General features: G+C 69.7%; 19 protein-coding genes and 1 pseudogene. 7 read left to right on the forward strand and 13 right to left on the reverse strand.

The genetic code is table 11. The features are described from left to right. Positions 1-80 precede the first annotated feature (80 nt). From OC490_RS01250 to typA, 3 genes are all read right to left on the reverse strand, one after another. Positions 81-1,886, reverse strand: a complete 1,806-nt coding sequence (locus OC490_RS01250; RefSeq protein WP_262055852.1) for an ABC transporter substrate-binding protein — start codon at positions 1,884-1,886, stop codon at positions 81-83. A gap of 125 nt (positions 1,887-2,011) precedes the next feature. Then, entirely contained in the window at positions 2,012-3,046 is a 1,035-nt protein-coding gene (locus OC490_RS01255) for an ABC transporter permease (RefSeq protein WP_262055853.1), read from the reverse strand. An 835-nt stretch (positions 3,047-3,881) separates the two neighbouring features. Beyond that, positions 3,882-5,789: a translational GTPase TypA gene (gene typA, locus OC490_RS01260; RefSeq protein ID WP_262055854.1), complete on the reverse strand. Its 1,908-nt coding sequence runs from the start codon at positions 5,787-5,789 to the stop codon at positions 3,882-3,884. 370 nt (positions 5,790-6,159) lie between these two features. Between typA and OC490_RS01265 the strand changes: the two genes are divergently transcribed. Continuing rightward, positions 6,160-6,744: a hypothetical protein gene (locus OC490_RS01265; protein WP_262055855.1), complete on the forward strand. Its 585-nt coding sequence runs from the start codon at positions 6,160-6,162 to the stop codon at positions 6,742-6,744. A gap of 89 nt (positions 6,745-6,833) precedes the next feature. On the opposite strand, the gene OC490_RS01270 is transcribed toward OC490_RS01265, so the two are convergent. Further along, positions 6,834-9,011, reverse strand: a complete 2,178-nt coding sequence (locus tag OC490_RS01270; RefSeq protein WP_262055856.1) for an ABC transporter family substrate-binding protein — start codon at positions 9,009-9,011, stop codon at positions 6,834-6,836. Positions 9,012-9,303: 292 nt separating this feature from the next. Here OC490_RS01270 and OC490_RS01275 point away from each other — a divergent pair, with 292 nt between their 5' ends. The 4 genes from OC490_RS01275 to OC490_RS01290 are packed head-to-tail and all read left to right on the forward strand — an operon-like array spanning position 9,304 to position 13,163. Further along, positions 9,304-9,594: a hypothetical protein gene (locus OC490_RS01275; RefSeq protein ID WP_262055857.1), complete on the forward strand. Its 291-nt coding sequence runs from the start codon at positions 9,304-9,306 to the stop codon at positions 9,592-9,594. Positions 9,595-9,625: 31 nt separating this feature from the next. After that, positions 9,626-10,447, forward strand: coding sequence for a hypothetical protein (locus OC490_RS01280; RefSeq protein ID WP_262055858.1), 822 nt, complete (start codon positions 9,626-9,628; stop codon positions 10,445-10,447). Beyond that, a complete protein-coding gene (locus tag OC490_RS01285; protein ID WP_262055859.1) occupies positions 10,447-12,390 on the forward strand; it encodes a fumarate reductase/succinate dehydrogenase flavoprotein subunit in 1,944 nt (647 codons plus the stop codon). The genes OC490_RS01280 and OC490_RS01285 overlap by 1 nt, the downstream gene beginning before the upstream one ends. Further along, positions 12,387-13,163 (forward strand): succinate dehydrogenase/fumarate reductase iron-sulfur subunit, encoded by a 777-nt coding sequence (locus OC490_RS01290; RefSeq protein ID WP_262055860.1) that lies wholly within the window; start codon positions 12,387-12,389, stop codon positions 13,161-13,163. Before OC490_RS01285 ends, OC490_RS01290 begins: the two co-directional genes overlap by 4 nt. On the opposite strand, the gene OC490_RS01295 is transcribed toward OC490_RS01290, so the two are convergent. The 3 genes from OC490_RS01295 to OC490_RS01305 form a co-directional block, all read right to left on the reverse strand. Beyond that, positions 13,138-14,136, reverse strand: coding sequence for a phosphotransferase family protein (locus OC490_RS01295; RefSeq protein ID WP_262055861.1), 999 nt, complete (start codon positions 14,134-14,136; stop codon positions 13,138-13,140). The two genes, OC490_RS01290 and OC490_RS01295, sit on opposite strands and share 26 nt — an antisense overlap. Further along, positions 14,133-14,411 carry a hypothetical protein gene (locus tag OC490_RS01300; RefSeq protein ID WP_262055862.1) on the reverse strand — a complete coding sequence of 93 codons (279 nt, stop codon included), beginning with the start codon at positions 14,409-14,411 and terminating at the stop codon, positions 14,133-14,135. The genes OC490_RS01295 and OC490_RS01300 overlap by 4 nt, the downstream gene beginning before the upstream one ends. Positions 14,412-14,493: 82 nt before the next feature. Continuing rightward, positions 14,494-15,579 (reverse strand): hypothetical protein, encoded by a 1,086-nt coding sequence (locus OC490_RS01305; RefSeq protein ID WP_262056290.1) that lies wholly within the window; start codon positions 15,577-15,579, stop codon positions 14,494-14,496. A gap of 948 nt (positions 15,580-16,527) precedes the next feature. Here OC490_RS01305 and OC490_RS01310 point away from each other — a divergent pair. Further along, the gene (locus OC490_RS01310; protein WP_410098516.1) at positions 16,528-18,018 is read left to right on the forward strand and encodes a hypothetical protein; all 1,491 of its coding nucleotides are present in this window, start codon (positions 16,528-16,530) and stop codon (positions 18,016-18,018) included. A 17-nt stretch (positions 18,019-18,035) separates the two neighbouring features. Here the strand turns inward: OC490_RS01310 and OC490_RS01315 are convergent, their stop codons facing one another. The 6 genes from OC490_RS01315 to OC490_RS01340 all read right to left on the reverse strand — a co-directional run bounded on the left by OC490_RS01315 (position 18,036) and on the right by OC490_RS01340 (position 24,853). Next, positions 18,036-20,702 carry a SpoIIE family protein phosphatase gene (locus OC490_RS01315; protein WP_262055864.1) on the reverse strand — a complete coding sequence of 889 codons (2,667 nt, stop codon included), beginning with the start codon at positions 20,700-20,702 and terminating at the stop codon, positions 18,036-18,038. A gap of 273 nt (positions 20,703-20,975) precedes the next feature. Continuing rightward, positions 20,976-21,383 carry an ATP-binding protein gene (locus OC490_RS01320; protein WP_262055865.1) on the reverse strand — a complete coding sequence of 136 codons (408 nt, stop codon included), beginning with the start codon at positions 21,381-21,383 and terminating at the stop codon, positions 20,976-20,978. 225 nt (positions 21,384-21,608) lie between these two features. Further along, on the reverse strand, positions 21,609-22,037 hold the full coding sequence (locus tag OC490_RS01325) for a (deoxy)nucleoside triphosphate pyrophosphohydrolase (RefSeq protein WP_262055866.1): 429 nt from the start codon (positions 22,035-22,037) through the stop codon (positions 21,609-21,611). Positions 22,038-22,060: 23 nt separating this feature from the next. After that, positions 22,061-22,252: an SPOR domain-containing protein gene (locus OC490_RS01330; RefSeq protein WP_019072018.1), complete on the reverse strand. Its 192-nt coding sequence runs from the start codon at positions 22,250-22,252 to the stop codon at positions 22,061-22,063. A 345-nt stretch (positions 22,253-22,597) separates the two neighbouring features. Then, on the reverse strand, positions 22,598-23,350 hold the full coding sequence (locus OC490_RS01335; protein WP_019072017.1) for a GntR family transcriptional regulator: 753 nt from the start codon (positions 23,348-23,350) through the stop codon (positions 22,598-22,600). A gap of 147 nt (positions 23,351-23,497) precedes the next feature. Further along, complete coding sequence (locus tag OC490_RS01340; protein WP_262055867.1) at positions 23,498-24,853, reverse strand: DUF4190 domain-containing protein; 1,356 nt, start codon at positions 24,851-24,853, stop codon at positions 23,498-23,500. Between the two features lie 128 nt (positions 24,854-24,981). Between OC490_RS01340 and OC490_RS01345 the strand changes: the two are divergent. Then, positions 24,982-25,174, forward strand: a pseudogene (locus tag OC490_RS01345) (proteinase inhibitor I4 serpin); the annotation flags it as partial.

Consider the following 25,174-nt stretch of genomic DNA (forward strand, 5'->3'; position numbering starts at 1 on the left):
CTCTGACGTCGGCGGGCCGTCCGGCACCCGGTGTGTCGCCCCGGAGGCGACAGGAGCACCGGGTGCCGGACGGACGGCGGTTACTTGACGAACAGGCGACGCGGGTCGACGCCGCCGATGACGTCGTCGTAGACCAGGCCGCCGACCTTGGAGCCGGCGATCTGGGTCTGCTTGTAGTACGCGGTCGGGACGAAGGCGACGACGTCCTTCACGAGGTACTCGTCGATCTTCTCCCAGGCCGCCGCGGCCTTTACCGGGTCGGTGATCTTGTTCGCCGCGTCGATGTCGGCGTTCACCTTGGGGTCGTTGACCTGCGGGTAGTTCTGCGCACCGTCGGCGATGACGCGTCCGTCGTAGAGCGGCGGGATGACGGTCGAGGCGGACGGCCAGTCGGCACCCCACGCGCTGTGGAAGATGTCGTAGTTGTTGTTCAGCTTGCTGACCTGGTCGTAGTAGGTCTCGGCCGGGATCTCCTGGCGCTGGACGTCGAAGCCGGCCTTCTTCAGGCCCGCCGCCATGGCGGTGGAGTACTGCTGGCCCTCGGGGGTGTTGATGTAGCCGAAGGTCAGCTTCATGTTGAGCTTGCCGGCCTTCTTCAGCAGCGCCTTGGCCTTGGCCGGGTCACCTGCGGGGTTCTTCTTCTTGCCCCACGGGTCGAACGCGGCGTTGTAGCCGGAGACGGTCGGGCTGATCGTGCCGCCGGCGGTCTCCATGGCGTCGGTGCCGCCGTAGGCGCGGAGGAACGGCGTGACCGGCAGCGCGTAGGCGATGGCCTCGCGGACCGTCTTGTCCTTCAGGGCCGGGTGGCTCAGGTTGATGTTCATCTGGCCCACGTACGGCTGGTAGCCGGAGATCGTGCGGGACTTCAGCTTCGGGTCCTTGAGCACGCTGGACAGGTTGCCCGCGTCGACCTGGTTGTTGAAGCTGAGGCCGGTCTGGTCGGCGCCGCTGTCGGCGAGGAGCGCCTTCGTGGACGTCTCGTACTGCTGGTTGAACGTGAAGTTGAACTGGTCCACGTACTGGTTGCGGATCGGGTCCGTCTTCGGGTCCCAGTTGGTGTTCTTCACGAGCACCATCGACTTGCCGGACTTGAACGACTGGATCTTGTACGGGCCGCTCGTGACCGGTGCCTTGTCGTACTTGACCTGGGTGTCACCCTTGGCCGACACGACGGCATAGCCCGCCATGGCGAGGGCGTACGGCAGGTCGGCGTGCGGCGACTTGAAGTGGAAGATGACGGTCTTGGCGTCCGGGGTCTCCAGGACGGTGCTCGGCAGGTGCTTGCCCTTGTACGGGCCGTCCGGCAGCAGCTTGCGGTAGTCGACACCGGAGGTGTCGGCCATCCACTGCTGGAGGTAGGTCGGGCCCTGGTTGATGAAGGTCGCGAAGAGCCGCTCGAAGGTCTGACGGAAGTCCGTGGACGTGATCGGCGTGCCGTCCGCGAACTTTATGCCGTCCTTGAGGGTGTACTTCCAGGTCTTGCCGCCGTCCGAGGGCGTACCGGAGTCGGTGGCGAGGTCGCCGACGACCTCGTGCGTCTTGCCGTTGGCGCTCGCCTTGTAGCCCGTCAGGCCCCGGTGGATCAGGGTCGCCAGCGAGCCCTCGTCGGAGACGTAGATCTGGGCCGGGTCGAGGTGGGCGTAGCTGTCACGCTGGAGCACCTCCATCGTGCCGCCCGCCTTGGCGCCCGGTACGGCCGCGGCCGGTCCGGTGGAGTCCGCGGCGTTGCCGAACTTGATCGACTTCTGCTGTCTTGCCGCGTTCTCCTTGTCCTGCTTGTTGTTGTCGCTCGCGTCGCTGCCGCCCTTGCTGCAACCGGTGAGCACAAGAGCCCCGGCCGCGAGCACGGAGAGCGCGGCGTATACGTGGCGTCCGCCCCTACTCATCACTCAGTTTCCACCCATCTGTGTGTCACCAGTGCACAAAGGAATTCCCGTGCTGGATCGCCGTGCTGGATTGCTGTGCTGTATTGCCGTGCGGTATCCGGGCGCGGACGCCCACCAACGGACGGTCAGCGTGCCGTCTTGGGATCGAAGGCGTCCCTGACCGAGTCCCCGAGCAGGTTGAAGGCCACGATGAAGATGATCATCGAGACACCCGGGAAGAACATGTAGGTGATGTCGTTCGACATCACGAGTTCGGTGGACGCCTTGGAGAACATCTGTCCCCAGTCCGGCGTCGGTTCGACGATGCCCACGCCCAGGTAGGACAGCCCGGCCTCGGCGGTCACGAAGTTGGGCAGCATGTACGTGGACTGCACCAGGATCGGCGTGACCACGTTCGGCAGGATCTCTTTGCTGATGATCCGCCAGGGCGAGGCTCCGCTGACCCTGGCCGCCTCGATGAACTCCCGTTCGCGCAGCGCCAGACTGGTGCCGCGCAGGATACGGGCGAGGCTCATCCAGCCCAGGAACCACTGCACCGCGATGAGCGCGACGACACGGACGTAGGTCGGTGTCTCGTCGGTCGGGCTCACGAAGAGGGAGACCACGACCGGCATGCTGGCGATGAAGAAGAGCTGGGCGGGGAAGGCGAGGAGGAAGTCGATGACCCGGCTGATGAAGTAGTCGGGCTTGCCGCCGAGATAGCCGGACGCGACACCGAGCAGGATGCCGGTGAGCACGGTCGCGATCGTCACGCAGACGGAGATCATCAGCGAGGTGCGGATGCCGTAGATGAGCTTGGTGAACACGTCGTAGCCGTTGCCCGGTTCGAGGCCGAACCAGAACTGGCTGCTGATCCCGCCGTTGGGCTGCAGCGGCACACCCGCGCTGTCGAAGAGCTCGGGGCGTTCGTCCGCGTACACGGTGTACGGGTCCTTGCCGTACAGCTTCGAGATCAGCGGAGCGAGGAGTCCGACGAGGAAGAAGAAGCCCACCACGTAGGCGGAGATGATGCCGGTGCGGTCGCGCTTGAAGCGGACCCACATCAGCTGGCCGGGCGACCGGCCCTCCAGCTTCTTGGCCTCGGGTTCGGTCTTCGGCCCTGGTTCGCCGTCGACGACGACCGAGGTTCCGCCGCCCTCAATGTCGATAGGACTTGTCACTGTTCGCCCATTTCACAGGTGTGGGTGTGCCGAGCGGACGATCCGCGCAGGGTGTGCGCGATCGCCGGTCGGATCCAGGAGAGAGGTTCGAAACGTCCCGAGCGGCGGGAGATCCCGCAGCCGGACGCGCGTAGTTGAGCGGCTGCACTAGGCTGCCGGCCGACTCCTCAGAGCCAATCTCCGCATGGGCGGCCGAAGTTGCTACTGACGGACGGCGTGTCCCACCTGGCGTTCGTGACACCACGCATGGGGCTCCTCCTCATGACTCCACGTGTTCACCAACAGGAGGGGGTTGACGCCTTTCCCCCGTCACCCCTGACGGAGGGTCAGACACCCCCTGGTGCTCGCGAGTCGGCGCCGTCCCCACGGCGCGATGACCCATTGACCCGAGCGTTACGCGGCTAACTATCTGCCATGTGCCAGGTGCCGACCACTGTCTTTAAATCTCAATTCAGTCACAGCTGACGCTCACATCTTCCAAAATCCGGACAAAGGGTTTGGCGAAAGATGCCTGCGAAACGGACTTGTTACACAACTTTCGGACACGGCTCTCCGCATTGCGGACGAGCGGAGGGGAAAATCGTTTGCTTCCGGCGGCCGGAGGGTCAACCTCCATGTCGCAGGCCGGAAGAGCGTCGGACGGTCAGAACGCCGGTCCGCATTCGGACGACCCTATCGAGACAGAACCATGGGCACAGGTCCTGGGGTCTCCATGGCTGAATCATAGGGAAAACCCTGTAGCCCGTCGTGCACGTGTGCCGGGCACAGCGAACGGACTGAGCCCGGGCACCCCCAAGAAGGGGGCGCCCGGGCTCAGTTGGGCTGTACCGGTGCGTCAGGCGTGCTTGGCGCGGCTCGCGGAGCGACCGCGCTCCTTCTGGTCGAGAACGACCTTGCGGATCCGGACGGACTCCGGGGTCACCTCGACGCACTCGTCGTCGCGGCAGAACTCCAGGGACTGCTCCAGGGAGAGCTTGCGCGGCGGCACGATCGCCTCGAACGAGTCGGCGGCGGCCGAGCGCATGTTGGTGAGCTTCTTCTCCTTGGTGATGTTCACGTCCATGTCGTCGGCGCGCGAGTTCTCGCCGACGATCATGCCCTCGTACACCTCGGTGCCGGGGTCGGTGAACAGCACACCGCGCTCCTGGAGGTTCGTCATCGCGAAGGCGGTGACGGCACCGGCGCGGTCGGCGACCAGCGAGCCGTTGTTACGGGTCGTCAGCACACCGAACCACGGCTCGTGGCCCTCGTGGATGGAGTGGGCGATGCCCGTGCCGCGCGTACCGGTGAGGAACTCGGTACGGAAGCCGATGAGACCGCGGGACGGGACGACGAACTCCAGGCGGACCCAGCCCGAGCCGTGGTTGGACATGTTGTCCATCCGGCCCTTGCGGACGCCCATGAGCTGCGTGACCGCGCCCATGTGCTCCTCGGGCACGTCGATCGTCATGCGCTCGACCGGCTCGTGCACCTTGCCGTCGATGATCTGCGTGACGACCTGCGGCTTGCCGATGGTCAGCTCGAAGCCCTCGCGGCGCATCTGCTCGACCAGGATGGCCAGCGCCAGCTCACCGCGGCCCTGCACCTCCCAGGCGTCGGGACGCTCGGTGTCGAGGACGCGCAGCGAGACGTTACCGATCAGCTCGCGGTCCAGGCGGTCCTTGACCTGACGGGCCGTCACCTTGCGGTCCTTGACGGCCGCCTTCGCGGTGGCGCCCTTGCCGGTGCCGCCGCGGCCGACCAGCGGCGAGGTGTTCGTACCGATGGTCATGGAGATCGCCGGCTCGTCGACCGTGATGAGCGGCAGCGCGATCGGGTTCTCGGGGTCGGCGAGGGTCTCGCCGATCATGATGTCCGGGATACCGGCCACGGCGCAGATGTCACCGGGGCCCGCCATCTCGGCCGGCTTGCGGGTGAGCGCCTCGGTCATCAGGAGCTCGGTGATGCGCACGTTGGACATGGTGCCGTCGCGCTTGATCCACGTGACGGTCTGGCCCTTGCGCAGCTCGCCCTGCTCGACGCGGAGCAGCGCGATACGGCCGAGGAAGTTGTCCGCGTCCAGGTTGGTGACGTGCGCCTGGAGCGGGGCCTCCTCGTCGAACTCGGGGGCCGGGACGTGGGACAGGATCGTGGAGAAGAAGGGCTCCAGGCTGTCGCTGTCCTGCGGGACCGTGCCGTTCTCCGGCTTGGTCAGCGAGGCGACACCGTCACGCGCACACGCGTAGACGATCGGGAACTCGATCTGCTCCTCGTCCGCGTCCAGGTCCAGGAACAGGTCGTAGGTCTCGTTGACGACCTCGTCGATCCGGGAGTCCGGGCGGTCCGTCTTGTTGATGCAGAGGATGACGGGCAGGCGCTGCTGGAGCGCCTTGCGCAGCACGAAACGGGTCTGCGGCAGCGGGCCCTCGGAGGCGTCGACGAGCAGCACCACCGCGTCCACCATCGACAGACCGCGCTCGACCTCGCCACCGAAGTCGGCGTGGCCCGGGGTGTCGATGATGTTGATGGTGATGACATCGCTGCCATCCTTGGGGTGGTACTTCACGGCCGTGTTCTTGGCCAGGATCGTGATGCCCTTCTCACGCTCCAGGTCGTTCGAGTCCATCATTCGGTCGTCGAGCGACTCGGCGGCGTGCGCAGCGAAGGCACCGGCCTGCTTCAGCATGGCGTCGACGAGGGTCGTCTTCCCGTGGTCGACGTGGGCGACGATTGCGACGTTGCGGATGTCGTGGCGCGTGGCCATATTGCGGCGTACTCCCGGAGAGTGAGGAAGGCCTGCGCGTACGTCTGTGTTACGCGGACCCTGCCGGGCTGGACACGCCACGGCCTTACCCCATCGTACGTGGCGTACGGGGAAGGGGCCTCCGCAGGGCTGCCGCGGACGCCCCGCGAGGTGTGCGGCCGGGCCGGACAACTGGTTCACAAGCCTCCGGCCGACCCATTGGCCCAGACCGGAAACTCCGGCTCCTTCCACCTCAATTCTCGCTCAAGTCGCTTGGATCCCACTGATCGCGCAGCTGTAATTTGACGTGGCCCTGCCGATGGCGGGGCAATGCCGTGGCACGGCCGTCCAGCGGGACGACCATGCCAGTTTCGGAAACGGGGAAACAATCATGGGGAACAGGCTTCTGTCTCTCGCAGCGGTTACCGGTCTCGCGACCGCTTCGGTCGTGCTCGGACCGGTCTCGGCAGCCAGCGCACGGCCCGTCATCTGCGAACCGGGGCACAAGGCCGCCACCTGGACGAGTCTGACCAACGCCTGGGTGATCACCCACGCCAAGCAGATCAACATCGCCCAGGACAGCACGGGGACGTACACGAAGACGGCGACGTACCGCAAGACGGTCACCTCCGGACGCGAGATCACCGCCGGTGCCAGCTACTCGGCGAGCTGGGTGATCTCCAGCATGGACGCCCACATCTCGGGGACTCTCACCAAGTCCGGGGAGAAGACCAAGGAGACGAGCGAGTCGGTCACGTTCAACTTCAACAAGCCGGGGACGTACGTCGTCTTCAGCGGGGTCAAGAAGGCGGCCGGCTGGTACGACGCCAAGACCTGCAACAACGGTGGAACGGGCTTCATCAACAAGGGGTCCGGCAAGGGGCACAGCTGGAACATCCAGACCGAGGGCGCCGTCAAGTGCACCGAGAGCCCGGCGTCGGGAACCGCCAAGCGGGCGGCGAAGAGCTACTGCTGATCTGAAACCGCGAACGTGGCCGGACCTCTTCGGGGAGGTCCGGCCACGTTCGCGTCGTACGACTCCGTGCCGCTGAGCGCGCAGGACCGCTATCGGCCCGACGGGCTCGCCGAGGGGTGGGCCCCCTTCTTCAGGAAGCCCATGTCCTCGTAGACCGGGGTCTGGAAGCCGAAGGACCCCGCGTTGACGATGGTCCTGCGGGCGGCGGTGAGCTGGGGGCGCTGGTAGAGGGGGATGGAGCCGGCCGCCGCCCAGATGCGGGCGTCGGCCTTGCGGACCAGGGCTGCGGACTCGTCCTCGTCGAGGGTGGAGGCGGCCTGGTCGAAGAGCTGGTCGACCTGGTCGGTGCCGACGCGGGTGTAGTTCTGCTCGACGTTCAGGGAGCCGTCCGCGGCCGGGACCGGCTTGGCGAAGATCGGGCGGGCGTCGGTGGCGGGGTAGGCGGACGCGGGCCAGGAGTAGAGGGCCAGGTCGTACTGGCCGGACGCGATGTGGTCCTTGAAGTAGCTGTCGTCGGAGACCTTGGTGATCTCGGTGCGGATGCCGACCTTCTCCAGCATCCGGGAGATGCTGTCGGCGACCGCGCTCAGCGACTCCGAGCCGGTCCCGGAGGGGAGCACGAAGCGCAGGGTCAGCGGCTTGCCGTCCTTGGCGAGCGTGCCCGTCTTCGCGCCGGCCGGGGCGGCCGTGCCCTTCGGGGCGTACGCGCCGGGCGCCCCGCCCTGCTTCACCTTGCGGCCGTCGTACTGCTTGCCGTCGGCGAGGTGCTTGGAGCCCTCGTCACCGTGCCCGTGCTTCTTGGCGTGGTCCTGGGGGTCCTTGTTGTCCTCGCCGACGATGTACTGCCCGTCGGAGCCGCCCTCCGACTCGTCGGCCGCCTTCTTGCTCTTCTTCCCCTCGGCGCCGGCCGCCTTCTCGCCCTTCTCCTTGACCGGTCCGCCGGCCACCCAGCCGGCGTCGGTGAGCAGCGCCTGCGCCTCCGCGGTGTCGTGGTCGCCGAGCGCGCCGCTGTTGTCGGCGTACGCGGCCTGTCCGGCGAGCGCGAGGTGGCTGCCGACCGGCACGGCGGGCAGGCCCAGCGGGGTGAGGACGACCTTGGCGAGCGCCTCCCGGTCGAGCGCGCGGGCCACGGCACGCCGGACGCGTTCGTCGGCGAGGGGGCCTTCGGAGCCGTTGAGGGCGAGCTGCGTGTAGGCGGGCTCGAAGGAGCGGCGGACGGTGAAGGCACGCAACTCGTCCTGCTGGCGCAGGTACTTGGTGAGCGCCTTGCGCTCCTTCTTGCTGAGCTTCTTCTCCTTGGGGCTCTCGCCCTTGTTCTCGTCCTTGCTCTCCGTGTCGCCCGTGGCGCTCGCGCTCGCGCCCTGGAGCGGGGTACCGGTGCCCTTGGCGCGGCCCGCGAGCGCGATCCGGCTCGCGTCGACGGGGTCGATCGTGGCGAGGTCGACGGTGCCGTCGGCGAGCGCGGCGGCCCGCTTGTCCAGCGGTACGGCGGCCAGCACGAGCTGGGAGAGCTTCGCGGGCCGGCCCCACCAGTGCGGGTTGCGGGCGAGGACGATCTCCTTGTCCTTGCGGTCGACCTTCTGCACCGCGAACGCGCCGGCGGTGACCTTCAGCTTGCGGCGCGCCCCGTCGTTGAAGGCGTCCGGGGTGCCCATGACGTCCTTGGGGTACAGCGGTGAGAACAGCGCCTTCCAGTCGGCGTACGGCCTGCTGAAGGTGACCTTGACCTCAAGGTTGTTGGCGCCGCGCTCGATCTTCTCGATGCGGTCGTAACCGGCGTTGCGCGCGGTCCAGTACGCGGAGTCCTTGCCGGACAGGGCGCGCCACTGGGCGGCGAAGTCGGCGGCACCGATCTCGCGGCCGTCGCTCCACACGGCCTGCTGGTCGAGCTTGTAGAGGACGACCTGCTTGGGCGAGGTGTCGACGACCTTCGCGGACTCCAGGTAGTCGGCGTCGCGCTGCGGGCGGCCCTGCGCGTCGAGCCGGAACATGGCGGGCAGGACGGCCTGGGCGACGCGGGTGGTGGCGTCGTCGGCGTCCGACTGGAAGGCGTTGAGGGTCTCGGGTACGTCGTCGACGGCCCAGCGCAGGGTGCCGCCGTCGGCGACCAGGTCACGCGCGACGGGCGCGATGTCCTGTCCGGCCAGCGGCTTGCCCGACTCGTCGTCCGAGCTGCACGCCGAGAGGGTGGGCACCGCGAGCGCGCCCGCGGTGAGGAAGGCGACCGAGCGCATGACCGCGCGCAGTCTGACGCCGTCGTGGGACATCACTGCTACCTCCGGTAAGCCGCGGGCTTCTGATCGCTTTTGGTGGTATATGGAGCTGATCAGATCTATGCGGCCACTGAAGAGGAAACGGTTCGGCCCTGTGAGGCGACACGGCGAGGGGCGCCGGGAAGCCCACCCGTGCGGCGCAATGTTCGAATCTGCCCCCGTACACACCAACGCACCCCGGCCAATCCGTGCACACCGCTTCCCACCGGCAGGTGTGGCGCGCAACACTCGCAGGCGCATGAACGTTGCCGTCCAGGGCCGACGCCCGCGGAAGTGAGGTCACGTCATGTCCGTGCACGACGAACTGACGTCAGTCCAGCGCTGTCTCGACGACCTGTTCAGGTCGGTGGGACGGCTGGAGAACCAATTCGGCAGCGGCGGCCTGGAGATGCGCAGGGTCAAGGCCGACGCCGACCGGCTGCGCGAAAGCGTCGCGCTGCTGCGCGACGCCGCACCAGGGATCGAGCGCCCCAAGCGCCCCGATCTCGTCCCCATCTCCGACGCCCCGTACGACAAGAGCCTGTGGACGGACACGGACGACGAGGGACTCGGCGCCCACCACGGCCCCGGCCACTGAGCGTCCCCAGCAACCGACCGGAGTCTTCAAGTTGGCCACTGGTACGGAACCCCAACCGAAGATCGGCGGCGTACACACCGGTACGCGCGCCGCGATCGACGCCCCGCATCTGCGGACCGACCGCTGGTGGCTGGCCCCTGCCGTCACCGCCGCCGGACTGCTCGCCTTCGTCGTCTACTCGACCTGGCGGGCCTTCGCGGACTCGAACTACTACTCGGCGCCCTACGTCTCGCCGTTCTACTCGCCCTGTCTTGCCGAGCGGTGCAGCACCATGCACGCGGGCCCGAACGCCGACCTCTTCGGGAGCTGGTGGGGCATCTCCCCCGCCATCATCATCCTGGTCTTCCCGCTCGGCTTCCGCCTGACCTGCTACTACTACCGCAAGGCCTACTACCGCGGCTTCTGGGCCTCGCCCCCGGCCTGCGCGGTGGCCGAGCCGCACAAGAAGTACAGCGGTGAGACCCGCTTCCCGCTGATCCTGCAGAACGTCCACCGGTACTTCTTCTACGCGGCGCTCCTGGTGGCGGGCACCCTGACCTACGACACCGTGCTGACCTTCCGCGACGAGCACTACCACTGGGGCCACATGGGCCTGGGCACCCTCGTCTTCCTGGCCAACATCGTGCTGATCTGGGCGTACACCCTCTCCTGCCACTCCTGCCGGCACATCGTCGGCGGCAAGCTCAAGCACTTCTCCAAGCATCCCGTGCGCTACAAGGCGTGGAAGTTCGTGGGGAAGCTGAACAACCGTCATATGCAGCTCGCCTGGGCGTCGTTGATCAGCGTGGCGGCTGCCGACTTCTACGTGTACCTGGTCGCCTCCGGCGCTTTCAACGATCCGAGGTTCTTCTGATGTCCGTGGTCGAGCGACAGGAGTGGGACGTCGTCGTGGTCGGTGCCGGTGGCGCCGGTCTGCGGGCCGCCATCGAGGCGCGCGAGCGCGGTGCCCGTACGGCGGTGATCTGCAAGTCGCTGTTCGGCAAGGCCCATACGGTGATGGCCGAGGGCGGCATCGCGGCGGCGATGGGCAACGTCAACTCCGGCGACAACTGGCAGGTCCACTTCCGCGACACCCTGCGCGGCGGCAAGTTCCTCAACCAGTGGCGCATGTCCGAGCTGCACGCGAAGGAAGCCCCGGACCGGGTCTGGGAGTTGGAGACCTGGGGCGCCCTCTTCGACCGCACCCAGGACGGCCGGATCTCCCAGCGCAACTTCGGCGGCCACGAGTACCCACGCCTCGCCCACGTCGGCGACCGTACGGGACTTGAGCTGATCCGCACGCTCCAGCAGAAGATCGTGTCGCTCCAGCAGGAGGACCACAAGGAGACCGGCGAGTACGAGTCGCGTCTGAAGGTCTATCAGGAATGCACCGTGACACGGGTGTTGAAGGACGGCAACCGGGTCTCCGGGGTCTTCGCCTACGAGCGCGAGACCGGCCGCTTCCTGGTCCTCGAAGCGCCCTCCGTGGTGATCGCGACCGGCGGGATCGGCAAGTCCTTCAAGGTGACGTCCAACTCCTGGGAGTACACGGGCGACGGCCACGCGCTGGCGCTGCTGGCGGGCGCGCCCCTGCTCAACATGGAGTTCGTGCAGTTCCACCCGACCGGCATGGTCTGGCCGCCGTCCGTGAAGGGCATCCTCGTCACCGAGTCGGTGCGCGGCGACGGCGGAGTACTGCGCAACTCCGAGAACAAGCGGTTCATGTTCGACTACATCCCCGACGTCTTCAAGGAGAAGTACGCCGAGTCGGAGGCCGAGGGCGACCGCTGGTACGAGGACCCCGACAACAACCGCCGTCCCCCCGAACTGCTCCCCCGCGACGAGGTCGCCCGCGCCATCAACTCCGAGGTGAAGGCGGGCCGCGGCTCACCGCACGGCGGAGTCTTCCTGGACGTGTCGACACGCATGCCGGCGGAGGTGATCCGACGCCGACTCCCGTCCATGTACCACCAGTTCAAGGAGCTGGCCGACGTCGACATCACGGCGGAGGCGATGGAGGTCGGGCCGACCTGTCACTACGTGATGGGCGGCATCGCGGTCGAGTCGGACACGGCGGCGGCGCGCGGCGTACCGGGGCTGTTCGCGGCCGGTGAGGTGGCCGGCGGTATGCACGGCTCCAACCGGCTCGGCGGCAACTCCCTCTCCGACCTGCTGGTGTTCGGCCGCAGGGCGGGCTGGCACGCGGCGGACCACGCGGCCGACCTGGCGGACAGCCGCCCGCTGGTCGACGACACCGAGGTGGACCTCGCGGCGGCGGAGGCACTGCGCCCCTTCTCGGCGGAGGGCCCCGAACCGGGCAAGGAGAACGGGCGTCCACCGGAGAACCCGTACACCCTCCACCAGGAACTCCAGCAGACCATGAACGACCTCGTCGGCATCATCCGCCGCGAGGGCGAGATGGAACAGGCGCTGGAGAAACTCGCCGATCTGCGGGTACGGGCCCGACGGGCCGGCGTCGAGGGCCACCGCCAGTTCAACCCGGGCTGGCACCTCGCGCTCGACCTCCGCAACATGCTGCTGGTCAGCGAGTGCGTGGCCCGGGCCGCCCTGGAGCGCACCGAGTCGCGCGGCGGACACACCCGCGAGGACCACCCCGGCATGAACCGCGACTGGCGCCGCATCAACCTGATCTGCCAACTCACCGATCCCACGGGCGGGTTGGGCGGCACGGATCCGGTGTCCGCCCAGATCGGCCTGACCCGCGAGACGACCGACCCCATCCGCGCCGACCTGCTCGCCCTCTTCGAGAAGGAAGAGCTGGTCAAGTACCTCGCCGAAGAGGAGCTGTACGAGTGAGCAGCTACGAGGCCCGCTTCAAGGTGTGGCGGGGGGACGTCGAGGGCGGCGGCCTGAAGGACTTCGAGGTCGAGGTCAACGACGGCGAGGTGATCCTCGACATCATCCACCGCATCCAGGCCACCCAGGCCTCCGACCTCGCCGTGCGCTGGAACTGCAAGGCGGGCAAGTGCGGTTCGTGCTCGGCGGAGATCAACGGGCGCCCCCGGCTGATGTGCATGACCCGCATGTCGACGTTCACCCGCGAGGAGACGATCACCGTCACCCCGCTGCGCGCCTTCCCGGTGGTCCGCGATCTCGTCACGGACGTGGGCTTCAACTACCAGAAGGCCAGGGAGGTTCCGGCGTTCGTACCGCCGAAAGGCGTCGCTCCCGGCGAGTACCGGATGATGCAGGAGGACGTCGACCGCTCGCAGGAGTTCCGCAAGTGCATCGAGTGCTTCCTGTGCCAGGACACCTGCCATGTGGTCCGCGACCACGAGGAGAACAAGACGGCGTTCGCCGGCCCCCGATTCCTCATGCGGGTCGCGGAGTTGGACATGCACCCGCTGGACGCGGCCTCGGAGTCCGGCCTGGACCGCAAGAAGACCGCCCAGGACGAACACGGCCTCGGCTACTGCAACATCACCAAGTGCTGCACCGAGGTCTGCCCCGAGGGCATCCACATCACGGACAACGCACTGATTCCCTTGAAGGAACGGGCAGTTGACCGCAAGTACGACCCGCTGGTGTGGCTGGGGTCGAAGATCAGGAGGCGTTCTTCAGACGGGTGAGGACCTGGCCCAGGTTGTGTTCGGCGATGCCCCGCATGAATTCCGGGTCGTGGAAGTCGCCTACGTCCAGGAGACGCAGCGGGCCCGCCACCAGGGAGAGATGCATGGCCAGGCGGTAGAGGCGCAGGCGGGCGGGGTCGAGGTTCCCGGTGCGCAGGGCGTCGTAGTGGTGGCCGAAGCGCAGGTCGAGGAAAACGTGCTCCCACTCGACGTCGAAGTACATCAACCCCTCGATGTCGATGAGGGCGAGGTCGCCGTCGGGGGTCACGCGGACGTGGTCGGGGCCGAGTTCACCGTGGATGAGAGCGGGGGGCTCGGCGCGCGGGCGGACCCGCGCGGCCAACGCCCCGAGCCTGTCGGCCAGTTGACTCTGCACGGCGGCGACTCGGGGCTCCCGCGCGATGAGTTCGTCGAGGGCGCAGAGGGCGCGTGCGACGACGATCCCCTCGCACGAACCGCCGTACGAGGAACCGCCGTTGTCGACGACCGCGATCTTCCCGAAGCGCGGACCCGTGCACGCGTGCAGGGTGTCGAGCAGGGCCGCCGTCCGCTCCAGCGCCTCTGCCTTCGGTACGGCGGGCAGGTCACCGTCCAGCAGATCCTCCAGGGTGCCACCAGGAAGGTCCTCGACGATCGCCACGTCCGCCGGGAGGTGGGTGTGGGTGCGGTCGGTGTGGAGGAGTCGGGGCGCGCGGACGCCGGCTGCGGCGAGGCGGTTCGCCGCCGCCGTGAAGAGGTCGAGTCCGGACGCGTGGGAGAACGGGTCGCGGGGGTCCCCGGGGCCGGCGTCCCAGAGGTCCTCGTCCGGGGACCAGACGTAGGCGACGGCGCTCGAACCGTCGTCGAGGGCCAGCCGGTAGACGCCCTTCTTCGAACCGCCCCGGATACGGGTCACGTCGTTCAGCGCGTGGCCGACGGCGCGGGCGAAGGGGGACAGGTCGGCGCGGGTGAGGGTCTTGCGGGTGGCGGTCACCGGGGCGCGGGAAGCCTCTTGGCGCGCGACTGGAGCAGAAAGCCCAGGAGGATCAGGACAAAGCCCAGTGCTCCGAAGAAGTCGATGAACGTCAGCCAGCGCAGGGACGCCTCGGTCCCCAGGCCCACGGCCGACATCAACCCGCCGTAGCCCCACAACTCCGGTCGTACGACACTGCCTCGCAGCTGCGGCGGGAGCCGGCCCGTTGTCAGCGCGATCACTCCGGGCACCGCCATCAGCACACAGGCCAACGCGCCAAGCGTCGTCCACAGCATCGCCCACCCCCTTCAGGCCACGTGGATCATCGCACCCCGGCCTGTGAACGGCACTGTATTTTCACGGCATTCGGGCACGCGCTCAGCGCACCCAACCCTCCCGGTACGCCGTCCAGTCCGCCTCCGTCGCCGCGAAGTCCACGTACAGGGCGACGCCGAAGTTCGCGCGGTCCGCGTCCGTGCGGGACAGGCCGAGCCGTACGCCCCGGACGGCGGCGGGGACGGTCTCGGCGGCGCCCCGGTGGCCGAAGCGGTTCTCGTGGAAGAAGGGCAGGCCCATCAGGAGGTCGGTGGAGTCCGGGGTGACCTCCAGGGCGAGCGAGGTCTGCTGCGCGACGTAGCCGCCGTAGAGGCTCTGCAGGGGCTGCATCGTGTCGTACGACATGACGGCGATCTGGTCGACGCGGCGGGCGACCTGGCCGAAGTACGCCTGCGACCACCACTTGGGATGGTTGGTGAGGGTCCCCCAGAAGGAGTGGAAGGCGGGGAGCGGGTCGATCTGGTGGGCGGCGACGGAGAGTTGGGCGTTCCGGGCCCTGGTGACCTCGTGGAGTCTGTCGAGGAGGCCGAGGTAGTCGCGGTCGCCGGAGTGCAGGGGTTCCAGGTCGAAGTGGGCGCCCTCGAAGCCGGCGGCGAGGATCTGGCGGGTGGAGGCGACGATCGCATCGCGGGTCGCCGCGCGCTGCAGCCGCAGACCGTCCGGGCTCTCGGTGGCGAGCTTGTCGCCCAGCCAGGCCTGGACACGGACCCCGGGAAGCGCACGGTGGACCGACTCGATCAGCCAGGTAGCTCTGGGGTAGTCCGACTCGGGGAGGGTGCCGTCGTGTTCCAGGGGCCCCGAATGGACGTACAGGTCACGGATACCGGTGCCTTTCAGCCGGCGGGCCAGCGCGGTGACATCCGAGTCGGTCTTCCGCCCGTCCACCCAGGCGTGGCCCAGCCAGATCGCGTCCTGGTTCCTGGTGTAGGTGCCGCCTACGGGGTCACCGGTGTAGTTCACACGCAGGGCGATCTCGGCGGCGAGGGTGGGGAGAAGCAGGAGGAGGACGAGCGCGAGGACGACACGACGGGTCCGGCGGACCCACTTCCTCGGTCGTACGGCGGACTTGACGGGGTCGGGGCCCTCGGCCGGGTCGGCAGCCTCTGGGGCGTCAGCGGCCTCTGTGATCTCGGCACGCTCTGCGACCTCGGCAACCCTCGCGACCTCCGTGACCTCCGTGACCTCCGTGACCTCCGTGACCTTGACAGCCTCGGCATCCTCCACGACCTCTGGGACTTCGGCAGCCTCTGCGACCTCGGCACTCTCAGCAACCTCGGCGACCCCCGCGACCTCGACAGCCTCGGCACCCTCCACGACCTCTGGGACTTCGGCAGCCTCTGTGACCTCGGCACGCTCAGTGCCCTTGGCAACCTCCGCGACCTCAACACCCTTGGCCGGCTCGGCATCCTCCACGGCCTCTGAGGTCTCCGCAGTCCCGACGGCCAAAGCGGTCTCCGCAGGCTCGACGGCTTCGACGGTCTCAGCGGCTCCGACACCCTCGGCGAGTCCGCCGCCCTCCGCGACCTCCGCGACCTCCGCGACCTCCGCGCCCTCCGCGACCTCGCCCTCCACGCTCTCCGCGACTGCGCCCTCGCCCTCATCCGTCACCCCGACCCGAGGTCCCGCCGACGTTTCCGGCTCCCCCTCGCCCCCAAGGTCCCCCTCCGCCCGCCGGTCCGTCTCCGCGTCCGTCCCTTGATCCGCCCTCTCGCCGGTATCCGTCCTCACCCCTGCGCTCGCGTCCGCGCCCGTCCCTTGATCCGCCCCCGCGCCGGTATCCGTCCTCACCCCTGCGCTCGCGTCCGCGCCCCCGTCCATGCCCTCCGCCTGCGTCATCCCCGCGTCTCCCCTCCCCGTGGCCGTACACCTCTCGCCTCACTCGCCCCCGGAGCTGCCCCTTGCCCCACCCTGGGCGCATCCCGGTCGCGCGACCGCATTCCTGCTCATACGCTCCGAAATGTGACGTCATCCTTGATACGCGGCCGGCCGCGACGCGCGGCCTCTCACATATCCGTGCGGGTGGCGCATGCCGTGCTGGGTGGGGCGGCCGGGGTCGTGTGGCTGGTGTTGCCGGTGATGACGATCAATGCGGAGGTTCCGGTTGCGGCCACCCGGGCCGGGCCCACCGCCGGCCGGGCCGGGCAGGGGGCCGCCGCCGACCAGGAGGCCGACGGAACGTCCGCTGCCGACCTCGTCCTGCCGCTCGCCGCAGTCGGCGGAGTGGGGATACTCGCGGGGTACGGATATGTACGGCGTACCCGTAGGGCCCGTACCCGTACGACTCCCGGGGTGGCGGCACCCGTAGTACCACCCGTGGTGTCGTCCCGGCCCCCCGTGACTCCACTGCCCCTACTGGAACGCCAGGCCGGTGCCGCGCTCGTCCAGGCCGACGACTGCGTACGCACCAGCCGGGCGGAACTCTCCTTCGCCGAGGCCCGGTCCGGGCCGGCAGCCGTCGAACCGTTCCACCGGATCCTGCGGGAGGCCGAGCGCGAACTCGCCGCCGCCTTCGCGATACACCTGCGCTACGGCCAAGGCGTCCCGGAGGGCGGTGAAGAGGAAGCGGCTCGCCGCCAGGCACTCGCCGGCATCGTCGGGCGGTGTGCCGAGGCCGGGCGGCGACTGGATGCCGCAGCCCCGGGGTTCGATCGACTCCGGGCGCTGGAGCGGGAGATGAGCGGGGCGCTGGAGGTCGCGGAGGGGCGGTTCCGTGAACTGACCGGCCGTAGCGGGGCCGTAGAAGCCACACTCGCCGGCCTGCACGCCCACTACCCGGCATCGGCCACCGACGCAGTCACCGGATACGTCGAACAGGCCAAGGACCGGCTGGTGTTCGCCACGACTCATCTCAACCAGGCCCGCCAGGCAGCCGACTTGGAGCGAACCGAGCAGGCGGTGCGCGAGCTGCGTGCCGCCGAGGGCGCCGTCGGTCAGGCCGACACCCTCCTGACCGGCGTCGACCAGCTCGCCGACTCCCTCGCCGAAGCTGCCGACTTGGTCCCGGCCGCGCTCACCGGCGCGGAGGCGGAGCGGGAGAGGGCAAGGGCGCAGGCAGCCGCCGGGGCAGTCGACGGTGCGTCCCGCTCCCTCCTGGACGACACCGACGCCGCCCTCGCCGCCGTACGGGAGGAACTGACCGGCGACCGTCCGTACGACCCCCTCGGCGCCCTGCGGAGCATCGTGCGGGCCGTGTCGGCGCTGGGCGCCGGGCAGGACGGTGTGCTCGGTGCCGCCGCGTGGCTCGTCGGCCGCGGTGACGTCCGTGCGGCGGACGGATTCGTGGCGACGCACCGGGGTGCGGTCGGCGCCGGCGCGCGGACCCTGCTGGCGACGGCGGAACGGCTGCTCGGCACCGATCCCGCCGCGGCCGACGAACCCGCGCTGGAGGCGCGGGAGTTGGCCGAGCAGGACGTCCGTATGCACGGCAATCCGTACTCCGGCGGCGCCGAGCACACGAGCGGAGCCGTCCTCGGCGGGGTGCTGCTCGGTGAGGATCCGGACGGCGGCCCGCCACTCGCCTTCGGCGGACCGGACACCCGGAAACGCGGGGAACCCCACCCGGGATAGGCCCGCCTCCAGCTCCGTCAGAACAGGCTGAGCAGCGCCTCCGCCGGGTCCACCATGCCGGTTTCGCCGTCCGGCAGCGGGAGTTCGAACCACACCGTCTTGCCGCGGGGGGTCCTGCGTGAGCCCCAGGCCGCCGACAGGAGGCCGACCAGTTGGAGGCCCCGGCCGCCCTCGTCGGTGTCGCGGGCGCGGCGGCGGCGCGGCTGGACCAGACCCGCGTCCCAGACCTCGCACACCAACGTGCGGTCCAGCAACAGCCGTAGCCTGATCTCGCCCTCGCCGTACCGGAGTGCGTTCGTCACCAGTTCGCTGACCAGCAACTCCGTGGTGTCGATGAGGGGTTCGAGGTCCCAGGACTGGAGTCGGGCGCGCGCGTACTCGCGGGCGCGGCCCACGCTGCGCGGCTCGCGCGGCAGCGTCCAGTCGCCGACGGAGTCCTCGGGCAGACCCTGGACGCGGGCCATCAGCAGCGCGATGTCGTCCTCGCCGTGGTGGGTGTCGAGGGTGCTGAGGACGTGGTCGCAGACGTCCTCCAGGTCGCGGTGGGTCTCGGCGTTGAGTGCCGCGGCCGTGGACGGAGGGCCGTCGTGCGACGGGCGGTTGGGGTCGGTCAGGGCGCCCACGAAGGCCTGGAGGCCCTCGTCGAGGGGGTGGTCGCGGGATTCGACCAGTCCATCCGTGTAGAGCGCCAACAGTGCGCCTTCGGGCAGTTCGACCTCCACCTCCTCGAAGGGCTCGCCGCCGACGCCGAGCGGCATGCCGGGCGGGACGTCGAGCATCAGCGCCGCCTCGCCGGGTTCCACCAGGACCGGCGGGAGATGCCCCGCGTTGGCGAAGGTGCACCGCCTGGTCACCGAGTCGTAGACGGCGTAGATGCAGGTCGCGAGGTACACCTCGGAGAGGTCGGCCTCGCGGGGGCGGCGGGCGGCCCGGGTGGCCTGCTGGACGCCGCCGGGGGTGCCGAGGCCGCGCGCGATCTCGTCCAGGGCGGACAACACCTCCGCCGGTTCCAGATCCAGCAGCGCCAACGTCCGTACCGCCGTGCGCAGTTCACCCATCGCGACGGCCGCGCGCAGTCCGCGGCCCATGACGTCGCCGACGACCAACGCCGTGCGGTGGCCGGGGAGTTCGATGACGTCGAACCAGTCGCCGCCGACCTCCGTCGCCGCGTTCCCGGGCAGATAGCGGCAGGCGATGTCGAGGCCGGATGCCTCCGGGTCGCCGGGCGGGAGGAGCGAGCGTTGCAGTATCAACGCCCGTTCGTGTTCGCGCCGGTAGAGGCGGGCGTTGTCGATGCAGACGGCGGCCCGTGCCGCCATCTCCACCGCGAGGTCCCGGTCCCGGTCGCCGAACGGCTCGCTGCCCTTCGTCCGGGCGAACTGCACGAGTCCTACGACGGTGTCGTGGGCGACCATCGGCACGGCCAGCGTGGACTGGACGGGGCCGCCCTCCTCGGCGGGGACGTACTGCGGGCGGGCGGTGCGCAGGGCGTCCGCGCAGGGCGAGTTGAAGGGGTAGTGGTGGACCGCGTTGACGGCGACGGGTGCGCCGCCGCCGACGAAGGGGGCGTCGGAGACCGCGCTGGCGAAGGCCACCCGGCGCACTTCCGCGCTGCCGTCGGCCCGCCCGGGCGGGGTCTCGTCGCCGGCCAGCAGGCCCTGGTAGAGGTCGACGGTCGCCAGGTCGCAGAAGCCGGGGACGACGATGTCGAGGAGTTCGCGGGCGGTGGTCTCCAGGTCGAGGGAGTTCCCGATGCGGGCGCCGACCTCGTTCAGAAGGGCGAGATTGCGCCGTGCGGAGGCGGCCTCGCGGGCGGCGGCGCGGCGGGCGGTGACGTCGGTGCCGAGCCAGGCGATGCCGATGGGGCGCCCGCTGCCGCTGTGCACGCGGTAGAGGTTGATGGACCAGTGCCGGCGCTCCTCGGATCCGGGTACGAATCCACTGACCTGCATGTCCGTTATCGAGTTGCCGGTCTCCAGGACCCGGCGCAGGGTCGCGGTGACCCGCTCGGCCTCGGGGCTCTGCAGATAGTCCTGGACGCCGTTGCCCCGGTGGTCGTCGGGGGTGCCGCCGAAGGTGTTGGCGATCTGCTGGTTGGCGCGCCGGACCCGCAGGTCGGGGTCGATCAGCAGGAAACCGAACGGAGATTGACCGAATATCGACTGCGAGGCGGCGAGATCGGTCTCTATCCGGCGCAGGATACGGACGTCGACGACGATGCAGACGGCGGCCCGCTCGCCCTCCTCGGTCCGGGTCGGCATCACATAGACCTCGGCGAGACCCTCCTTGCCCGGATCGCCGTCCGCGGTCTCCGGCACCCGGAAAGGCACCACACCGGTCCACTCCCGGCCGTCCAGGATCTCGGCCATCTTCCGCTGGCCGCGCTCCCGCAGCTCGGGGTCGACGAACGCCTCGATGGGGTCCATGCCGACCGCGTGCTCCGTGGGGATGCCGAAGAGCTGCTCGGCCCGCAGGCTCCACTGGTCGACCAGCCCGTCGGGGCCGATGGAGAAGGAGGCGACCTTGATGTAGTCGTAGATCGAGCCGGGTGGGCTGCTCTGCCACATGGCGTCGCCGACGGACATGGCGTCGACGGAGGGCACGTCGGCGAAGCCCACGGCATCAGCCCTCGCGCCGCCCGACGGGTCCTCGGACTCCGTGGCCTTCGCTGGTATCTCGCTCACGCGAACCGTCCCCTCCAGCTCACCGCGTCCGGCACCGGTCACCGGGGGCGGCTGCCCGCAGTATCCAGCACTACGGCGCCCCACAACACGGTGTTCACGATCACAGGACAATCCCGATGCATTTCGGACCGTCCCGCGACAACACTCCCAGTCTTCTAACCAGCGGACACGCAGTCGAACCACGCCGATCGACAACCGTCACAGGCCTTGACCAATCGATGGACACCACTGTCCGGTTCGTACAGGAGCGTGCGCCCGCGCGCCGGCCCGGGTTCATCCCGGCACCGCGAGTTCGAACCACACCGTCTTGCCCGCCTCCCCGGGCCGGGTGCCCCAGCGGACGCAGGCGTCGGCGACCAGCTGGAGGCCACGTCCGCTCTCGTCCTCGGGGCGGGCGACGCGCTCGCGCGGCGGGTCGGGAAGCGGGTCGGAGACCTCGACGAGCAGGACGCCGCCCGGGCGCGCGGGGCGGACCAGGCGGACGCCGATGGGGCCCGTGGCGTGCCGCAGCGCGTTGGTCACCAGCTCGCTGACCAGCAGCGTCGCGATGTCGTCGAGGGCGCCGAGGTCCCAGTCGCGCAGTTGACCGCGGACGGCCGAGCGCGCGGTGCGGACGGCTCCGGGGTCGGCGGGAAAGGTCCACTCGGCGCGGTCGCCTTCGGTGTCGATCAAGCCGATCACATCCCGGGCCGGCCCAGCACACCCATGTCCGATTTCATGGGGTTAATGGGCACATACCCGATATCAAGGGCCCGGTATCGCCCCGGAGGGCGCAGTGTGGCACGAACGGCGTACAACGAGCCCGGCGCACTCCGCCGTCCCGCCCCCCATGTGCATCCGGCGCGCCCGTCCGCCACGAACTACGGCGGGTTCGGCACGCCCGGCTCGTCCCGGCCTACGACGGGTTCAGCGCGCCCCGGCATCGAGGAGCGCGAGCGTCTCCCGTACGGCGGGCACGTCCGGGTCGAGCCAGTCGACGGTCCAGATGTCCGCGGGGGCGAGCCAGCGCAGCTCGTCGTGGTCCTGCAGGGGGCGCGGGCGGGGCGAACCGGGGAGCAGCCGGGCCGTCCAGACCTGGAGGACGTACGGCGGCTTCAGCGGCCACTCCCCCGGGACGCGGGCGACGGTCTCGGCGTCGACGCCGAGTTCCTCGTGGAGTTCGCGCACCAGCGCGGCGTCGGGGCGCTCACCGGGCTCCACTTTGCCGCCGGGGAGCTCCCAGCGCCCGGCCAGTTCGGGGGGTGCGCTGCGGCGTGCGGCGAGCAGCCGGCCGCCGTGGCCGCCGTCGCCGTCGTCGAACAGGGCGGCTCCGACCACCACGATCCGTGTCGTCATGCGCCGGAGCCTACGGGGTGCGGTCAGTTGCGGGTGGCGTCCCCGTTCTGCCCGATCCGCTCGACCCAGTAGAGCTGCTTGTGCTTGCGGTCGTCGAGGCTGTCCGCGATCTTCTGGGCCTCGGCGCGGGTCGCGTACCTGCCCACGCGGTAGCGATTGCCGTTGTCGTCCTGCCTTATCACGAGCCAGGGAAGAGTGATCGTGCCGTCGTTCATCGCGCCCCTCCGCTTCCCGCTCGCGGTTCGTGCCGTGCCCCACCGCATAAGGAAACCGCAATCCGCATATGCCGGAGCCTACGCCTAACCTTCACGCAGCGAACACGGCTTTTCACGAAGAGGTACGCAACCAGCCATGACGGAGGGGGCGCACGACTACGAACGCGCCGTTGGCACACCTCGATGCATCCGGCCGGAGGCACGCTACAGGTCCCGCGAGCGACCTGCGAGAAAGACCGGAATCCAACGGCCGTCAAGGCAGGGCGGATTGACCGGTTCCGGCGACAAGTGCCGGGAAAGTAGCGCTACTTCACCTGGAATGCACCCAACGTGCCACTCGGCGCGCTACTTCACGGGAAGGTGGTAGGCGATCCGGTACCGGTCGGCCGGGACGACCACGTCGGCCGTCTCCACCGCACGCCCCGAGGCGTAGTACGTGCGCTGGATGACCAGGACCACATGCCCGGGGACACCGCCCAGCGCGAGCAGTTCCTCGGAGAGGCCGGGCCGGGCGCCGACCTCCTCGGTGACGTTGTCCACGACGACGTCGATGGCCCGCATCCGCTCGACGACCCCCATGCCGCCGAGCGGGCCCTCCTCGGGCAGCATCACGGGCGTACGGCCGGTCACCGCGAGGGGTTCCCAGGACGTGGAGAGCATCATCGTCTCGCCGGCGTCCCGGAACACGTACTTCGTGCGCATCACGCGCTCGCCGGCCTGGAGGCCGAGCCGCTCGGCGATCGCGCCGCCTGCCTCGGTCTGCTCGCTGCTGGACTCCCAGGTGCCGCGCGCCTCGCCGTCGGCCTGCTCCTGCCGGAACGGTGTCGCGCCGGCGGGCGGCCGGAACCCGGAGCGGGCGATACGGCGCGGCACGGGACGCTCGCGCACATAGGTCCCCGAGCCGGAGCGGCCCTCGACCAGCCCCTCGGCCATCAGCACCTTGCGCGCCTCCAGGGCGACCGTGTCCGAGACGCCGTACTCCTCGCGGATTCTGGCCTGCGAGGGCAGCCGGGTGTGCGGGGGCAGCCTGCCGTCGACGATCTTCTTGCGGAGATCACCCGCGACGCGCAGATACGCCGGCTGCTCACCGAATGTCACTGGCCGCTCCCATCAGGTTGTACAGACAGCAACAGCCTGGCAACCGTGGGTTGTGCCATGCAAGCAAAGGCCAGAGAATCACTCGATGTGATGACTTGTGCCCGGCGTGGGCTTTACCCAGGCAGTTTCTCCCCGCTATAGAGGCCGTCACACCTCCAGACCGGTATCGCCTCCCCCGCTGTCCCCGCCGCTGTCGCCCTCGTCGTACGCGGGCGGGGTCGTGGCGAGCCCCAGAGCCTTGCGGGCGGTGACCGACTGATGGGGGTCGATGAGCTCGGCGCCCTTGTCGTAGTACCCGTAGAACTCGTCGGCGTCGGAGGCCCCGGCCGCCTTCGCCCACTGCTTCTGCGCCGCCCGCAGGTCCTTGACCAGGGCCGCGACCGGCTTCGCGGAGGCATCCGGCCACTCGTGGGCGGCCAGCAGATCGGCCTGCTGGGTCAGCGCGGCCGAGACCCGGCCCGCCCACGCCCTGTGCCCCGGCAGGTCGTCCTCGACGTACCGCGCGTCGGGCGCCGAGTCCAGCGCCGCGTTGAGGACGTGGGCCGCCTTCAGATACGCGACCTGGTCCGCGTCCAGGGTCGTGGCGTCGTTGCGCAGCGAACCGCCGGGCAGACTCGCCTCCTCGTCGGTGTTGCCGAACACGCAGGTGATCTCGCGGTCGCCCAGACTCCAGCTCTCCGAGGTCGGGGTGACGTAGTAGATGTCCACGTCGTCGGGTACGGCCCAGCCGTCCATCGCGTAGGAGTCCTGGAGCGCGTAGCACCGGTCGTCCGCGGTGGCCGTGACCTTCTTGTCCCCCGGGTACGAGTCGCCGCTCATGCGCACCACGGCGAACACCTCGCCGTCGTGCTCGCCCGCGCAGGACACCACGTCGAAGTCGTACGCCATGCCCTCCAGCGAACCGCTGGGCGCGTCGAAGCACTGCCCCTTCCCGGGGGAGGCGCTCGCGCTGTTCCCCCCGCTGACCTCGACGTCGTCGAAGAAGCCGGTCGCCGCGCCGGCCAGCCCGAGCGCCCACAGCACCAGCCCGAACGACGAGAGCACGATGCCGGCCACCGCCATGCCCCGGCCGCGCTCGCCCCGCTTCTTCGTCTGGTTCAGCCCGATCAGCCCGAGGACCAGTCCGACGCCCGGGATGCAGCAGAGGATGCCGAGCACCAGAGCGGCGACGGACATGCCGTTGAGGGGCGCGGGGTGGTTGTACGGGCTGTAGCCCTGGGTCCAGGTCTGGTAGGGCTGGGGGCCGTAGAGGCCGGGAGGCGGGGGACCTTGGGGGTACGGGGTGTACGGGGTCTGCGGCGGCGCATACGGGCTCTGCGGGTGTGCCCCGTAAGGGGGTTGGGGCTGTGGCGTCCCGTGGGCGCCCTCGGGCGGCGGGGCGTACGGGTTGTACGGGGTGGCGGGCGCCTGCGGGAGAGGAGCCGGGCCCGGGGGCCGGTCCTGGGGGCCTTCGGGGTCCTGGCCGGTCGGCCCTTGGGGTTCCGGCGGCGGGGGTATGGACACGGGTACCGTGCTCCTGGTTCGGGCGGGGGATCTTCGGCGGGAGGGCTGCACCCGCGGAGCCGGAGATCTTCAGGTGCGGAACTGACGTACGACTCGCGCATGTTAAGCACGGGGTGAACGGGGGCGGAATGCGGGTTCCGAAGACGACGGTCCGCGCGGTGAACGCGCTCACCGCGCGGTGGGCCGGGGCCGCCTGCGGCGGCACGGTGTTCTCGGCGGCCGGGGTGTGGCCGCTGCTGGCCCTCCTCGCGGACGGTGCCGAGGGCGCGGCGCGGGCGGAACTCGCGGACGCGGTGGGCCTGCCCGCCGACCAAGCTGCCG

Origin of the sequence: Streptomyces sp. STR69, assembly GCF_024519455.1 — a bacterium.
Lineage (GTDB): Bacteria > Actinomycetota > Actinomycetes > Streptomycetales > Streptomycetaceae > Streptomyces.

Bases quoted from the DNA above. Each gene is read 5' to 3' on its own strand.
- OC490_RS01250 (WP_262055852.1), bottom strand. From the start codon at position 1,886: ATGAGTAGGGGCGGACGCCACGTATACGCCGCGCTCTCCGTGCTCGCG.
- typA (WP_262055854.1), bottom strand. From the start codon at position 5,789: ATGGCCACGCGCCACGACATCCGCAACGTCGCAATCGTCGCCCACGTC.
- OC490_RS01265 (WP_262055855.1), top strand. From the start codon at position 6,160: ATGGGGAACAGGCTTCTGTCTCTCGCAGCGGTTACCGGTCTCGCGACC.
- OC490_RS01270 (WP_262055856.1), bottom strand. From the start codon at position 9,011: ATGTCCCACGACGGCGTCAGACTGCGCGCGGTCATGCGCTCGGTCGCC.
- OC490_RS01275 (WP_262055857.1), top strand. From the start codon at position 9,304: ATGTCCGTGCACGACGAACTGACGTCAGTCCAGCGCTGTCTCGACGAC.
- OC490_RS01285 (WP_262055859.1), top strand. From the start codon at position 10,447: ATGTCCGTGGTCGAGCGACAGGAGTGGGACGTCGTCGTGGTCGGTGCC.
- OC490_RS01300 (WP_262055862.1), bottom strand. From the start codon at position 14,411: ATGCTGTGGACGACGCTTGGCGCGTTGGCCTGTGTGCTGATGGCGGTG.
- OC490_RS01310 (WP_410098516.1), top strand. From the start codon at position 16,528: ATGACGATCAATGCGGAGGTTCCGGTTGCGGCCACCCGGGCCGGGCCC.
- OC490_RS01325 (WP_262055866.1), bottom strand. From the start codon at position 22,037: ATGACGACACGGATCGTGGTGGTCGGAGCCGCCCTGTTCGACGACGGC.
- OC490_RS01330 (WP_019072018.1), bottom strand. From the start codon at position 22,252: ATGAACGACGGCACGATCACTCTTCCCTGGCTCGTGATAAGGCAGGAC.